General features: G+C 39.8%; 16 protein-coding genes and 1 pseudogene. 7 read left to right on the plus strand and 10 right to left on the minus strand.

Annotated features, from left to right (window positions below; translation table 11 throughout):
* Positions 1 to 290 precede the first annotated feature (290 nt).
* Positions 291 to 674: a hypothetical protein gene (locus Aba26S_RS00720; protein WP_005274992.1), complete on the plus strand. Its 384-nt coding sequence runs from the start codon at positions 291 to 293 to the stop codon at positions 672 to 674.
* Positions 675 to 777: 103 nt separating this feature from the next.
* Entirely contained in the window at positions 778 to 2,238 is a 1,461-nt protein-coding gene (locus Aba26S_RS00725; protein WP_043969754.1) for an aminoacyl-histidine dipeptidase, read from the plus strand.
* Positions 2,239 to 2,256: 18 nt separating this feature from the next.
* On the opposite strand, the gene Aba26S_RS00730 is transcribed toward Aba26S_RS00725, so the two are convergent.
* The 5 genes from Aba26S_RS00730 to Aba26S_RS00750 all read right to left on the minus strand — a co-directional run bounded on the left by Aba26S_RS00730 (position 2,257) and on the right by Aba26S_RS00750 (position 6,275).
* Positions 2,257 to 2,826: an RNA 2'-phosphotransferase gene (locus Aba26S_RS00730; protein ID WP_043969755.1), complete on the minus strand. Its 570-nt coding sequence runs from the start codon at positions 2,824 to 2,826 to the stop codon at positions 2,257 to 2,259.
* Positions 2,827 to 2,838: 12 nt separating this feature from the next.
* Complete coding sequence (gene rtcA / locus Aba26S_RS00735; RefSeq protein WP_043969756.1) at positions 2,839 to 3,888, minus strand: RNA 3'-terminal phosphate cyclase; 1,050 nt, start codon at positions 3,886 to 3,888, stop codon at positions 2,839 to 2,841.
* 258 nt (positions 3,889 to 4,146) lie between these two features.
* The gene (locus Aba26S_RS00740) at positions 4,147 to 4,605 is read right to left on the minus strand and encodes a DIP1984 family protein (RefSeq protein WP_004639341.1); all 459 of its coding nucleotides are present in this window, start codon (positions 4,603 to 4,605) and stop codon (positions 4,147 to 4,149) included.
* A 12-nt stretch (positions 4,606 to 4,617) separates the two neighbouring features.
* Positions 4,618 to 5,001 (minus strand): hypothetical protein, encoded by a 384-nt coding sequence (locus Aba26S_RS00745; protein WP_043969757.1) that lies wholly within the window; start codon positions 4,999 to 5,001, stop codon positions 4,618 to 4,620.
* A gap of 2 nt (positions 5,002 to 5,003) precedes the next feature.
* The gene (locus Aba26S_RS00750) at positions 5,004 to 6,275 is read right to left on the minus strand and encodes an RtcB family protein (protein WP_043969758.1); all 1,272 of its coding nucleotides are present in this window, start codon (positions 6,273 to 6,275) and stop codon (positions 5,004 to 5,006) included.
* Positions 6,276 to 6,708: 433 nt separating this feature from the next.
* Between Aba26S_RS00750 and Aba26S_RS00755 the strand changes: the two genes are divergently transcribed.
* Positions 6,709 to 6,999 (plus strand): hypothetical protein, encoded by a 291-nt coding sequence (locus tag Aba26S_RS00755; RefSeq protein ID WP_043969759.1) that lies wholly within the window; start codon positions 6,709 to 6,711, stop codon positions 6,997 to 6,999.
* Between the two features lie 111 nt (positions 7,000 to 7,110).
* Here Aba26S_RS00755 and Aba26S_RS00760 read toward each other — a convergent pair whose 3' ends face one another.
* Positions 7,111 to 8,076: a ribonuclease Z gene (locus Aba26S_RS00760; RefSeq protein WP_043969760.1), complete on the minus strand. Its 966-nt coding sequence runs from the start codon at positions 8,074 to 8,076 to the stop codon at positions 7,111 to 7,113.
* A 67-nt stretch (positions 8,077 to 8,143) separates the two neighbouring features.
* On the opposite strand from Aba26S_RS00760, the gene rtcR reads away from it, so the two are divergent.
* Positions 8,144 to 9,745, plus strand: a complete 1,602-nt coding sequence (rtcR, locus tag Aba26S_RS00765) for an RNA repair transcriptional activator RtcR (protein ID WP_043969761.1) — start codon at positions 8,144 to 8,146, stop codon at positions 9,743 to 9,745.
* Here the strand turns inward: rtcR and Aba26S_RS00770 are convergent, their stop codons facing one another.
* Together Aba26S_RS00770 and Aba26S_RS00775 are read right to left on the minus strand one after the other, a co-directional pair.
* On the minus strand, positions 9,746 to 10,816 hold the full coding sequence (locus Aba26S_RS00770) for a DUF2157 domain-containing protein (protein WP_043969762.1): 1,071 nt from the start codon (positions 10,814 to 10,816) through the stop codon (positions 9,746 to 9,748).
* A 93-nt stretch (positions 10,817 to 10,909) separates the two neighbouring features.
* Positions 10,910 to 11,539: an alpha/beta hydrolase gene (locus Aba26S_RS00775; protein ID WP_043969763.1), complete on the minus strand. Its 630-nt coding sequence runs from the start codon at positions 11,537 to 11,539 to the stop codon at positions 10,910 to 10,912.
* 125 nt (positions 11,540 to 11,664) lie between these two features.
* Between Aba26S_RS00775 and yaaA the strand changes: the two are divergent.
* The 3 genes and pseudogenes from yaaA to Aba26S_RS00790 all read left to right on the plus strand — a co-directional run bounded on the left by yaaA (position 11,665) and on the right by Aba26S_RS00790 (position 13,356).
* A pseudogene (yaaA, locus tag Aba26S_RS00780) lies at positions 11,665 to 12,447 on the plus strand (peroxide stress protein YaaA).
* 21 nt (positions 12,448 to 12,468) lie between these two features.
* Entirely contained in the window at positions 12,469 to 12,732 is a 264-nt protein-coding gene (locus tag Aba26S_RS00785; RefSeq protein WP_005241911.1) for a hypothetical protein, read from the plus strand.
* A 9-nt stretch (positions 12,733 to 12,741) separates the two neighbouring features.
* The gene (locus Aba26S_RS00790; protein ID WP_043969764.1) at positions 12,742 to 13,356 is read left to right on the plus strand and encodes a metal-dependent hydrolase; all 615 of its coding nucleotides are present in this window, start codon (positions 12,742 to 12,744) and stop codon (positions 13,354 to 13,356) included.
* Between the two features lie 70 nt (positions 13,357 to 13,426).
* On the opposite strand, the gene Aba26S_RS00795 is transcribed toward Aba26S_RS00790, so the two are convergent.
* Positions 13,427 to 13,681: a hypothetical protein gene (locus tag Aba26S_RS00795; RefSeq protein WP_043969765.1), complete on the minus strand. Its 255-nt coding sequence runs from the start codon at positions 13,679 to 13,681 to the stop codon at positions 13,427 to 13,429.
* A 248-nt stretch (positions 13,682 to 13,929) separates the two neighbouring features.
* Entirely contained in the window at positions 13,930 to 14,715 is a 786-nt protein-coding gene (locus Aba26S_RS00800) for a thiazole synthase (RefSeq protein ID WP_004639328.1), read from the minus strand.
* Between the last annotated feature and the right edge of the window lie 13 nt (positions 14,716 to 14,728).

The following is a 14,728-nucleotide window of genomic DNA, read 5'->3' on the forward strand; positions in this document are numbered from 1 at the left end:
CTGATTTTAAAAAGCAGTGTTTAGCTTTGAAAATAAGTTAAATGCTGCTTTTTTATATAAGCATATCGATAAAAACAATTGGCTAAGCATAAGGCGAAAACGCTTAAATAATAAAAAGACTGAGTTTGTCGATGTACATATCTAATCGGGTCTAAATTTATCAATTTAGCTATAGAACTAAGACAATCAGCTAATCTATTAAAGACAATTGTATATATAATAATTCTTAGCGTACCAGTTGGTTTAGCGCTGCGATCCAGAGCTAAAAACATAAGAATAGAGGGAATAGCATGAAAACGTTGCAATTTATAGCAGATTGCCCAAAACATGGGATGGTTGATCATCCACCGAATGAATGCTATATCACGCAAGAGTACGTGGCTGCGCTGCTATATAAACAATTAGAACAATACGGTTTTGATGCGAAGCATATCCGTCATGAGCATGAAAAAATTGAAGTGCATATCGACAATCACCAATTACCGCTTTCCATCTTATGTTCACAACAGGATACGGAAGGGCATATTCTCTGTGAAATCTCTGCCAATCCACAGCAAGAACAAGCTTGGTTTGAGCGTATTGAAACCCAAAGTATTATTCGCCAATTGGCTCAAGCTGTTGAAAATAGCTTAAAAGCAGAGCATAGTTTTTCTCAGTTTGTGTGGAAAAGCTAAGTCAATTTTGCGCATAAAATCTAAAATGAAGTGATTTAACATCATCGCCCTTCGAGTGTATGGTGTATATTGGTTTAAACGCTTTATTTGAGGATATAGGTGCATGATACAGGTCGATTTTTCTAAATTATCACCCCAAGCGGTATGGCAACACTTTGAGACCTTATGTACGATTCCTCGACCATCCAAGCATGAACAACAATTAAGGCAACATTTAAAAGATTGGGCGGAACAGCGCAACTTGGAAACCTATGTTGATGACATAGGGAATTTAATCATTCGAAAAGCCGCTACAGCGGGTAAAGAACAGGTTGCAGGCGTGATTTTGCAGGGACACTTGGACATGGTGACTCAGGCAAACCGTGGTACGCAACATGACTTTTTTAAAGATCCAATCCAACCTGTATTAAAGGATGGCTGGCTGATTGCTGAAAATACGACCTTAGGTGCAGACAATGGCATTGGGGTTGCACTGGCGCTTGCTGTATTAGAGTCAAATGATATTGCACATGGGCCGATTGAAGTCCTGCTAACCATTGATGAAGAAGCGGGAATGAGTGGTGCCCGTTTGCTTGAGTCGGGTGTTTTAACTGGACAATGGCTCTTTAATATTGATACCGAAGAATGGGGCGAATTGTATCTTGGTTGTGCAGGAAGTATTGATTTGGAAGTGGGGCAGCCACTTGCATATGAAATAGCACCAGCAAATTTAATTTATGTAGATTTACTGGTATCAGGTTTAAAGGGCGGTCACTCTGGGGTTGATATCCATCTAGGTCGTGGTAATGCCAATGTGATTTTAGCTCATTTCCTGAATGACTATTTAGCACAATCCAATGGCCGACTGGTTGAGTTTGTCGGTGGATCGGCGCGAAATGCCATCCCGCGTGAAGCTGTGGCAACGATTGCAATTAAAATAGATCAATGGGCTGATCTAGAAAAAGCAGTTGCAGCAACACAAGTGGAATGGCAGCAAAAGCTAAAAGGTATTGATGATCAACTGCACATTACCATACAAAAAAATGCCAATCAGATACATGAAGTTATTACAATGCACCAGCAACAAGCTTGGTTGCAGGCCTTGGCAACTTGCCCTTATGGTGTTGCACAGTGGAGTGCTGCTTTACCCGATGTGGTTGAGACCTCTAATAACATCGGTGTGGTGAAGCTGACTGATGACGAAGCAAAGTCTTTAATCATGGTTCGTTCGATGGTGAACCAAGAAGCCGTGACATTTGCACAAAATATTCAACAACACTTTGCCAATTTCCAGATTCAATCCGAATTAACGCCGTTAGTATCGGGTTGGACACCAAATCCAGATTCGGCTGCATTGAAATGTCTACAACAAGCTTATCAATCCGCATTTAAAATTGAACCAAACTTGAAAGTGATTCATGCTGGTTTGGAGTGTGGCATTATCGCTGAACATTATCCGAATTTACAAATGGTATCGTTTGGCCCTGATATTCAAGGGGCGCATGCGCCGGGTGAAAGAGTTAAAGTAGAAACGGTCGAGAAATGTTGGACGTTGTTAGTGACGGCTTTGGAAAGTGTGCGTTAACTCAATCTCGGAATCAGATCAGACCAATGATTCTGCCTTGGTCTGATCATTTAGTGATAAATATTGTGTTGGTACATGCTTTGTTAGCCAAACACCATTTTCTGCCTGATAAAACTCAAAGCCATCTTTATGCATTTGTACCGTATTGATTAAGAAGAGCACAGGCTTGCCATAGCGTTGACCTACATTCAAAGCCGTTTCTTTATTTTCACTTAAATGTACATAATGACGCTGTCCTGCAATTAAGCCTTGCGTCTGAATTGAATCTATAAATCGACTCGCTGTGCCATGATATAAATATTGTGGTGGTTTTAGTGCAATCATTTGCCGCTGTACAGTGCTTGTTGAGTGGCCTTGCACAGCTCTGATCATCAAACCATCGTCTGAGATTTGGAAGCGTTTTTTATCATTTTGTTCTACTATTAGTTGGAGGAATGCTTGATCTAGAAGAACATTGTGTTGTTGCGCAGCTTCAATGAGCTCAGCAATTTTTGCCCAACCTTCTTGATCAAGCTGAAGCCCAATTTGTTCAGGCTTATGTCTTAAGATCAGGCTTAAAAATTTGCTTATTTGAGTATGTTCTTTCATATTTAATATTCACTATTCTACGTTTACTTTGACCTGAAACAGTGTTTTATCCAGCTCGATAAATTCAATTTCACAATTAATAAATTTTTCAATCATAGTGGCTTGAGTACGGGTATGTTCACTAATACATTGTGCGGTAAATTCACCGCCTTGACCCAATGCCATAGGCAATAACAATTGATCTGCTAAATATTCATCTACTGCAGCATTAGATTCCATATATTGCTTCACCTGTTCAGCCAAATGATTGGCAATTTGTTCTGCACTTTTGCGCATTTCACCTAAAGCGGTGAATAGCTGAATGTGATTTTTATGCTCAACTTTGACATATGCTGTATTGCCTTGACTGATCCCATTTAAATGGAATTGCTGTTGAGTATCTAAATTCAGTCTTTTATTTAAAGTCGCTAATTCCCGCTGTGCAATTTGCGCTTCTTCGGAAAGATTTAACACTGCGACAAAAGCCTCAGTATTTTGTAACGTACCACGATCTAGTAAACTTAGTTTGTTTCGATGTTGCCACGGCTGAATCGTAATTTGAATTTCACCAGCACCAATAGGGAAGAAGCCTGTTTTGTTTAACTTAAACTCGACTTCTATTCCAAGTTTTTCTAATGCTGGCAAAAAGCAATACTCGATAAAATCTGCTGTCGGTGCAAGCGGATTATGAGTACCGCCTGAGATGGTGAGTTCACTAGCTTGATTTTGCAATAACAAAGCAGGCAATAGGGTCTGTAAAACCAGAGTTGTGCTGCCTGCTGAACCAATATGGAATTGGTATTTGCCACTTTGTACATGTTGAGGTGCAAAGTACAAGCGCTGGCTATGGAGTTCAGCACCTTCAACATACGCTTGGCTAATCTGTTGGGATGCCTGTACACAGACCAAATGCTGACGCATTAAACCTGGTTTTTTCCGTCCAGCCCGAATGTTAATTAATTCAAATGCCTGACCTGTAATCATCGAAAGGGCAAGGGCAGTTCTTAAAATTTGTCCACCACCTTCACCTTGTGAACCATCAATCTGGATGATTGCTGGCATATTTGCCAAGGCCTTATTCACGTCTATTTTCCTTATTTTCTAATTAAATGAACATACTGTCAGTACATGGTAATGCGAAGTAACGCGTGACTTTGCTTTTGGCAAAGGTTTACGAGGTCCATGGTGCTGAGCCTAATCAGTGAAGATTGATGCACGGCTCGCATGCTGCCATAGCCGCCTGAATTATTTTCAATCCCTCAGATCGGAGTAACGCAGGATCTTGTACTCGCCCAGTATGTCCAAACTGTGATTGTGAACTAAATTCACAAAATCTGTTGTCTATTCAACTAAATCAATTTGCCAGTTTGCAGCCTGAATTTTGATATTTAAATCGCGTAGTTTCGCGCTAATATCATCGGCTTGTTTTTGCAAGCTAGAAACAGGGATAACTTTTTGCCATTTGATCTCGCGTGAACTATAACGATCAGGTTCACGATGGGTATTGGCAATCGCATCAACGAGAATCTTGTGTTGCTCAGCATAACTATCTCGTAAGCTTAATAGGGACAGCAGGATTTTGCCATCCTCTAATTTTGCTTGTGCGTTGGTCAAATGAATGCGACAAATCAATTGATTGCTTTCTTGGGTCAAAGCAAACACCTGTTTGATCAGTTCATTTGGATCTTCACTCGGTTCATCACCATCTTGTACCAATACATTGGCGTTGATCCGTTGTTTTAATGAAGCGAGCTTTTTTTGTTGATCGCTTCGCAGTAAAAGTGCTTCTGCGAGTTTCATTTTATTTACCTTTTATTCAATATGTACAATGACTAAGTTTGAAACATTTTCCAATTCCATACTAAATTTTGCAAATTCAGTAATATCTTCTAAAGTTTCATTTTCATGCCAAGTTGTCATGAAGCAATGATCGACTGGTGGTTGATCGTTATAAAAACCTAGATACGTTTCATCTAGGACATCATCCCAAATAGAGCACTCATGCCCTGCCACCATTGCTTGAATGCATAGTCTTGAATAGACAATCTGCTCACAAATCCAATTACGCCATTCAGGTAAAATTTCATCAGTATTTACAGCCAAGATGATGTAATAGGATTGCTTAGGTAGAGCGAGATGAACTGCTTCATTTGCTCTGATTCTATAGCTTCGAATATCTAAACAATCCTTTTCCATAATTAGCCCTTAACACATACTACTTGTCTTAATGTATACACCACTTCAACCAAATCCTGCTGTGCTTTCATAACATCTTCAATTGGTTTATAAGCCGATGGAATCTCATCAATTACCGCAGCATCTTTACGGCATTCCACGCCTTCAGTCTGCGCAATCTGATCTTCCACAGTAAAACGTCGTTTTGCTTCAGCACGGCTCATTACGCGGCCTGCACCATGTGAACATGAGCAAAATGATTCCTGATTTCCAAGACCGCGAACAATAAAGGACTTAGCCCCCATTGAACCCGGGATAATTCCATATTCTCCCAAACGTGCACGAACAGCACCTTTACGGGTTACCATCACTTCTTCGCCGTAATGTTCTTCCTTTTCCACATAATTATGGTGGCAATTCACGGCTTCCAATCGTGCTTGGAACGGTTTCGGAATAATCGTTGCTAAGGCCTTAATCGCAGACTGCATCATGATTTCACGGTTTTTCATGGCAAAGCGTTGTGCCCAACCTACTGCAAACCAGTAATCATCAAAATGTTCAGTTCCTTCGACTAAATAAGCCAAATCTTTGTTGGGTAAGTTAATAAAGTGCTTCTGCATATCTTTACGTGCAAGCTCGATAAAATGATTACCAATGGCATTACCCACACCGCGAGAACCTGAGTGCAACATAATCCAAACATGGTCGTGTTCATCCAAACAGATTTCTACAAAGTGATTTCCTGTTCCTAAAGTTCCCAGTTGCTTGCGGTTATTGGTATTTTTTAGGCGAGGATGCTTTGCACAGATGAAGTCAAAATCTGCAACTAAATCAGCCCAAGCTTGGTCTACCATTTCAGGTGGCGTTTCCCAAGAACCTTTATCTCGACCACGGCCTTTGGTCATTCCATGTGGAATCAGACGTTCCAGTTCAGTACGTAAAGCATATAAGTTATCGGGTAAATCAGAAGCGGTTAAGCTGGTACGCGTCGCCATCATTCCACACCCGATATCGACACCGACCGCAGCAGGGATAATCGCCCCTTTGGTTGGAATCACACTTCCGATGGTTGCACCTAGGCCAAAGTGAACGTCTGGCATTACGGCCATCCATTTATAAATAAACGGCATTTGTGCGGTTTGCAGCAATTGTTGTTTTGAGTTGTCATCGACCAGTACGCCATTGGTCCACATTTTTACTGGCATACTCGTTTCATTTTTTAGAACCTGATAAGCACGTTGTTGCTGTTCTTGTTCAAATTGAGCTTGTTGGTTAAGTTGTTCAACCACAGACATTTTCATTTTCCTTTCAAAGCCTGCTTGCCAAGCGTTTGCAGGCAGGTGATATTCACAAGATCCGAATGATGTTGTGTGCTTATACTACTGCAGCGAGTGTGCCAACTTTTTATAAAATGCAAAATAAATTATATAAGTTATTGATATACATGATTTAATTAATTTTTAAAATATTTTCTATTCAATCTGGCAAGCTTATTGTTAAAAAATTTAATATAAAAATATATAAGTTTATATCTTTTTAGATATTTTGTTTAAGGTGTTGTCTCTATGTGGAAAAGCAAATTTTCACTTCTTATAATTATGAAAGGAGTGTAATTGGCATGGCTAATATTTTTCAGATGGGCAGCGGTGTGTTTATGGAAATTCAAGTATGTCTTTGCATAAGGACATGCTATAAACATAACAAAATACAAATAAATTGCTAACCCGAATGGATATTTTTCGTTATTTAATCACAATTTTTTTATTTGCAGCTGGGGTGTTTTACCTTGTTCAGTTCCTAGGGGAGAATTTTGATCTTATTTTTTTCGCGCTAAGTATCGTTTGTTTTTTATTTGCTTACTGGGTAAAACCAAAGCGAGAGCAGCGTGAACGTAGAAGTGATGCTTGGTACTGGTTTGATCCAATAGATATGTTTGTTGAGGCTGTTTATTTGATCATTAACTTACCATTTCGTCTCTTACGAAGAGTAGTTGATTTTTTCAATCCTGATGTGCCATAAATAATTAAGTTGATTCTAAGAAGAATTAGATTGGTTTATTGATTTGAATAATTACTAAAATGCCATGTGATCTATCCGAAAATTTTGTAGATAGATCACATTGCACAAGAACTATAGTGATTTATCAATTTTTGAAAGCTGACCTTTTTCATCTAAGCTAAATTGATCAAAATCATGAGCCAAGTAAAAGTTACCTTGATAGAAAGCTCGCACTTCCTCTGAGATAGCTTGTTGTCCAGCACTGTCTTGATGGCGTGGGCTAAAGTGTGTCAGGATCAGATTGCTTAGGCCTTGTTGTTGAGCGAACTCAGCAACCATTTTGGCTGAGCTATGCATTGGGCCTGAACCCACTTTATCTAAAACGGCTTGCGTGTAAGTGCTTTCGTGAATCAAAAGTTGAGCATCTTGACAGGTCTGTGCCAATAATTCAGGACGGTCATTATCGCCGCCGATAATGGCATGTGCGCTTTGTATTTGTAACTGAGTAAAATCGACTGCTTTTAAAGTTTGTCCATTAAATGGGATGTCCAGACCTTGTTGTAAATCTCCCCAAGCTTTGCCCTTGGGTACGCTGAGTTGAACTAAAGCCTGTGTGTCTAATTTCTTTTGGGTGTATCTCGCAATAATGCTAAAGGCAAAACTGGGTACACGATGACTGAGTGGATGGGCTTGAATTGAAAGATTATCTGTCAGTTGCTGTATCTGGGTCGCTTCATTTACATCAATAAAGTGGAGTGGGTAAGGTAAATGTAAATCGGTCAGTTGTGCTGTGACTGCAATCCATTGTTGAATTTCTTTGGGAGCGATAATGGTTAAAGGTGCAGTACGGGCATTCATACCTGCGCTTGCGAGTAAGCCAACTAGGCCATAACAGTGATCGCCGTGAACATGGCTAATGCAGATCGCGATTAAGTTTTGTAATGAAAGTTTGGCTTGTTGAATGCGGTGCTGTGTACCTTCACCAGCATCTACCAGAATCCAGTCTTTATTCTTGCTGTTGCGGATGGCTAAACCAGAAACATTGCGTGTAAGTGTGGGTACACCAGAAGATGTGCCTAAAAAAGTAAAATGAAGCATATTATTGGAATTTTTCATTGAATTGCGTATTGTATATGATAGACATATATAAAATATTATAGAAATTATGCCGAATGCAAAGAAAACTGTCGTTATTGGCTTTGTGGGGTCTACCTTAGATCAAGGAAAGCATCCTAATCGTTGGCAACGTTGGCGTCCGACCTTGAGTCTTTTGATGCATGAAGATCTGATTGTGGATGAACTGGTGTTATTGCATGATCGGCAACATCATAATTTAGTCAAATTTATTGCTGAAGATGCTCGGGATATGTCACCATCGACTAACGTGTCCGGGCATCGAGTGAGTATTCGTGATCCTTGGGATTTTGCCGAGGTCTATGGTGCGCTGTATGACTTTGTAAAAACCTATCCCTTTGATACTGAAAAAAACAACTATCTTTTGCATATCACGACAGGCACACACGTTGCCCAGATCTGCTGGTATCTTCTGGTTGATGCCAATTATTTACCTGCCAAGCTGATTCAAAGCGCACCCAATCAACAAAAAACACCAGAAGGTGAATATCGCATCATAGATCTGGATTTATCTCGCTATGATGTTCTCAAGCAACGTTTTGAAGATGAGCAGCAACAAAACTGGCAGCAACTAAAAGCCAATATCTCAACCTATAACCCCGAATTTAATCAACTGATCACCGAGGTTGAGCTGGTGGCAACACGCTCCAGTGCCCCGATCCTGATTATGGGGGCAACAGGGGTAGGTAAATCACATTTAGCCAAACAAATATTTCAATTAAAAAAGGACAAGTTTCATTTGAGTGGCCGCTTTATTGATGTGAACTGCGCGACCTTACGTGGTGACAGCGCCATGTCGAGTTTGTTTGGGCATATCAAAGGTGCATTTACAGGTGCAGCGGCTTCGCGGACAGGTTTATTAAAAAGTGCCGATCAGGGTATTTTGTTTTTGGATGAGATTGGTGAACTTGGACTGGATGAACAAGCAATGTTGCTCAAAGCACTCGAGGATAAATCCTTTTTTCCTGTCGGAAGTGACAAAGAGGTTCAGGCAGATTTTCAACTGATTGCAGGAACCAATCGGGATCTAAGAGCTGAAGTGCAGGCAGGCCGTTTCCGTGAAGACTTATGGGCACGATTGAATACATGGACTTTCTTTTTACCTAATCTCAAAGATCGCATTGAAGATATTGTCCCAAATATTGAATTTGAGTTACAACGCTTTGCGGCAAATCATCAACGACAACTACGTTTTCAGCGTGATGCACTCGATCTGTATTTGAAATTTGCCAAGTCTAAAGAAGCATCGTGGCAAGGCAATTTCCGTGATTTAACTGCCAGTGTGACACGGTTAGCGACATTATCCTGTGGTGAGCTAATCCGATCAGAAACAGTCGAAAAAGAGATTCAACGTTTAAAGCAGTTGTGGTCGATTCAAACCACACAAAGTGAATTTAAGGAAAAGGATGTTCTACTCAAGTATTTAGATCAAGCGCAGTTGAGCGAGATTGATGAGTTTGATCAGATTCAACTGCGTGGGGTGCTGCAAGTCTGTGAAAATGCCAAGTCAATGGCGGATGCTGGACGTCAATTGTTTGCAGCTTCACGCCAACAACGTAATACCACCAATGATAGTGACCGAGTCAAAAAGTATTTGGCTCGGTTTGGCTTGAGTTGGGGCGATTTTCAATAATCATTCAATCGGATGATCTTTCTTGATTTGGGATTGGTTGGGTAGAAATTCTAAATTCCAGAGCTTTTCGGCATGCCGACCAAGCCACCAGAAAGATGCTGCCAGCAGAATAAAGAAAATGGCTTTATGCATGCCATTCCAGAAGAACTCAAAATATTTGGTGTAGAGGTTAATGAATAAAAAGGTGATACCAAAACCACGTGAGGTAGCATCATCGTGTTTTAAACCATAAACAATTGCGATGATGGCAATAAAGGCAAACAAGATACCCCAATGCAACAGCTCATATTGTTTAACGCTATACCAACTATTCAAGTCTCCATAATTGCCAAAGATTGAGAGAATCCATAAGGCAATAAATAGATACAGCAGGCCCATAACATAAGTCGAATGTGCAAAGTCTCTAAAATGCGCATAGCGTTTAAACAGTAGGCTTAAGCCGATCAATACACCGCCAAAAAAGACAAAGCGTAAAGGGAAGTTCATGCCTAAATAATAGGCACCCCAGCCAGACATATAGCCTGTTTCCGTCCCAAACCATGAGCCGAGTGATAGCAGCGAAAACACCCAGATCAGTTTAGAAGGGAACCAGAAGGCAAGTGCTGCATAAATGATGGTGGAGAGCAGGAATAATAAAGAAAAATGCCCACTACCAGTATCAATCGCTTGGCCAAAATAGGCGACAGACGCTGCGGTAGAGAGCACGCCTGCAAAAATAATCGCCTCATTACTAAATTGATGTAAGGGTTTGGTTTTACGTCGATGATATGCAAAGCCATAAAAGGCTGCTGCAACCACAGCAAAAATCAAACAGGGAATGATTTTGGAATTGATAAAGATTTTTTCAATCAATTCCATCAAGAACTGATCCGCAGTAATTGCAGCAATTGCAATCACGGCACAAATTATTGAAATCCATAATGAATATTTTGCCAGTCGTTCCCAGTCAAACGGCCGAATTGAAAAACTCTGATTTAACTCATTGGCTACATCAGGCGTAATCGTGCCTTGTTGTTGCCATTGTTCAATGGTTTGCTTTAAAAAAAGTCCCTGTTTTTTATTTAATTTCATTATTAAAGAACCCGAATGTCTGTACATCTATATTGATATAACAGACATTGGATTCAAAAAAAGTATATTTTTCTTAGTAATTTGTTGTTAAGCCTACAGTTTTAAAAAACGAGTAATAACTTGACGCAACTGTTTTAGATACCCTGTGAAGAAATGATTGGCGCCTGGCAAAATCGTGATCGGATGTTTTTGTGGTTTTGCCCAAGCGATCATATCTGAGAGCAAGGTAATATCATCCTGTTCACCGTGAACAAATAGAATGTCGCCGTCAATTGCAGGGGTTTTGTAATGACGTAAATCAACAACTGAGCCAGTAGGTAAACCACATAACACTAACTGTTTAGGACGTAACTCATTGCTGAGTTGGGCTTGGCATTTTGCCAGTACATGTGAACCAAAGCTAAAACCACCTGCGTAGAAGGTTAAACCTGCATGCTTTTCACGGGCATATTCAATCACAGCCATGATGTCATCAGTCTCGCCATGGCCTTGGTCATGTGTGCCTTCACTACCAGCTAAACCGCGGAAGCTGGGGCGGTAAACAACACAGCCCATTTCATTGAAAATCTGAGCCAATAAAACAGGGACTTTATGATGCGGTGTACCACCTTGTAAGGGATGTGGATGGCAGACAACAGCAAAACCTGTGATTTCACCTTGGGGTTGATCAACAAACATTTCAATTTGACCAACAGGACCTTGGATGAATAATTGCTCAGACATAAGATACGCAATGGATAATGGAAGAATCCACTATTTTACCGATAAAACTGAACGAGAACACGAATTGGCATTAAAAATTATCAACTGTTATAGTTTCACCAAGATAAATTTATTTTTGATTGATTATGCTTGCTTTAATTTCTCCAGCCAAAACACTTGATTACACTACAGCACTTCCTACTGATACACATACACAACCACGTTTATTGGCGCAATCTCAACAGTTGATTGATGTATGCCGTAAACTTTCGGCGACTGAAATCGCATCCTTGATGACAGTAAGCGAAAAAATTGCCAATTTAAATGTAGAGCGTTTTCGTGACTGGAATGCTGATTTTGATTTTTCCAATGCACGCCAAGCCTTGTTTGCATTTAAAGGCGATGTATATACCGGTTTAGATGCTTATCACTTAAAAGACCAAGAGATTGATTTTGCCCAACAGCATTTGCGTATGTTGTCTGGTCTTTATGGTTTATTGCGTCCGTTGGATTTGATGATGCCGTACCGTTTGGAAATGGGGACTAAACTAAAAAATAAGCGTGGTCATAACCTATATGAATTCTGGGGCAGCATTATCACCGATCAAATTAACCAAGATTTAGCTGAAATTGATGCGAAAGTATTGGTAAATTTGGCCTCTGACGAATATTATAAATCTGTGAATGAAAAGAAAATTCAGGCAGAAATTATTAAGCCTGTATTCTTGGATTAGAAGAACGGAAAATATAAAGTCATTAGTTTCTATGCGAAAAAAGCGCGTGGATTGATGGCAAGATACTTGATTGAAAATAAATTAAGCCAAGCAGAACAATTAAAAGCATTTGATAGTGAAGGGTATTACTTTGATGCTGAAAGTTCATCGGATAAAGAATTGGTCTTTAAGCGAGATGAACAGCACGCAGCTTAGATTTGCCTTGGGCAGGGTGGGATGTTAACCAAAGAGCATTTGTTAAAACACGCAATATCGTCTGATCAAGTCCTGATTAAAGGCCACCTGACAGAACCTCGGAGTTATGGGGTATATGCACTGCCTTTAGATCGGGATGGTACTCGACGATTTCGATTTGGTAATCATCCTATGCGCCAACAGGAACTGAAACATGAGTTTGGTTCCTGTACCTTATATCAGCTTTTTCTTGAGCGTAAAGATGCGGAATCTTTAGCAAAGTGGCTGAATAAAGAGATTCAGTGAGGATTGGCAATGCAGCAATATTTAACCGTATTAGAAAAATCATGGTTTGAGCTGCATCAGCATTATCATTTTTCTGAGCCGCAGAAGGTTTTTAACAAATTGATTGCTGCCTATAGTGAAAAGCAGCGCGCTTATCATACGCTTCAGCATTTATATGAATGTCTAGTTCTAGTTGACTCGATTCGAGCTGATTTAAATGATGCACATGCAGTTGTCTTGGCGCTCTGGTTCCATGATGCAGTTTATGACCCACAAGCCAAAGACAATGAACTTAAAAGTGCTGAGCTATTTGAACAGTATCTGGCTCAAGACTTACCAAACGATATTGTTGAAAAGATAAAGCGGTGGATTGTTGCTACGCAAAAGCATGCATCGACAGATGAGTTGGATTTACAGTTTTTACTGGATATTGATTTGGCGATTCTAGCGGCTGCACCAGACCGTTTTGCGGAATATGAGCAGCAGATTCAGCAGGAATATGCTTGGGTTGATCCAGATGTCTATTCGATTAAAAGAAAAGAAGTTCTAGCGCATTTTTATCAGACGGAGCCGCTGTATCAAACGGAATCTTTCCAGCAGCGTTTTGAGCAAAGGGCGAAAGGGAATTTGAGGAAGGTTGTTTGAGATTAGATCTCTATTTAATAAGGATTTTTGAATAAATAATTAAAGCTAAAGATATATCTAATCTGAGAGTTTATTGAATATAATTTATTGCGTATTTTTCTTGGTTTTCATAAATTTTTAACTCAATCACCCCATCTTTCCGATTTCCTTTTATATAGAAATGATAGTAATAATATGATATATGGTCTTGGCTATCTCCAGAATACCAGCCAGATTTTCTTAGTTTATAATTTTCTATCGTTCCATATTTTTCATGTAATTCTGTATCGTGTTGGAATATTTGAGCAATATTCCTCTCATTTTTCTTGTAATCTTTATTTGTCATATAAGTTGAAAAATATGCTAAGCAAATTGCTAACACTAAAAAGTTAGAATTTTTTTACATTCAACTTCATTTTATACTCTTAGATATCAGCATTGTAAAATAAGAAAGAATTTGATATTTTTTTAACAATAAGGTTTAGCTAATGTGTTAATTTTACTAGAGTTAAGCTGAACACATCTTCATCATAATTGCGTAGTTTATAAAAGAAAAGTAACGAAAGAATAGAATTTATCCCTTCGTTAAACAAATTACTTAAAGAAATAACCAGTCTCAGGTGAACTCGCATTCGCCATACGCTTACGTGGCATACGACCTGCTAAAAATGCTTCACGACCTGCTTCAACTGCTTTTTTCATGGCAGAAGCCATCAAAATTGGATTTTGCGCAGCAGCAATTGCTGTATTCATGAGTACGCCGTCACAACCCAATTCCATTGCAATGGCAGCATCACTGGCAGTACCAACACCAGCATCAACCAAGACCGGAACTTTGGCATTTTCTTTGATGATGGAAATGGTATGTGGATTTAAAATACCAAGGCCAGAACCAATTAAACTACCCAAGGGCATGATCGCAACGCAACCCATGCTCTCAAGTTCTTGTGCAACAATTGGGTCATCTGAGGTATAAACCATGATCTCAAAACCATCATCAATCAAGGTTTGCGCTGCTTTAAGTGTTGCGGTTACATTCGGATATAAGGTTTTTTCATCACCGAGCACTTCTAGCTTCACTAGATTGTGACCATCAAGCAGTTCACGTGCCAGCATACAGGTACGAATTGCGCTATCCGCATCAAAGCAGCCTGCAGTATTCGGCAAAATCGTGTATTTCTCTGGTGGAATTACTGAAAGCAAGTTCGGCTGATCAGCATGCTGTCCGATATTTACACGACGAATTGCCACGGTAACAATTTCGGCGCCACTGGCTTGAATGGCTAAATCAGTTTCATTGAGGTCTTTATATTTACCTGTCCCAACCAATAAACGAGATTGGAAAGTACGAGAACCAATAATTAAAGGGGAATCTTGCATGGGCTTACTCCAT

The organism is Acinetobacter sp. NBRC 110496 (assembly GCF_000876115.1).
In the GTDB taxonomy this organism is placed as follows: Bacteria; Pseudomonadota; Gammaproteobacteria; order Pseudomonadales; family Moraxellaceae; genus Acinetobacter.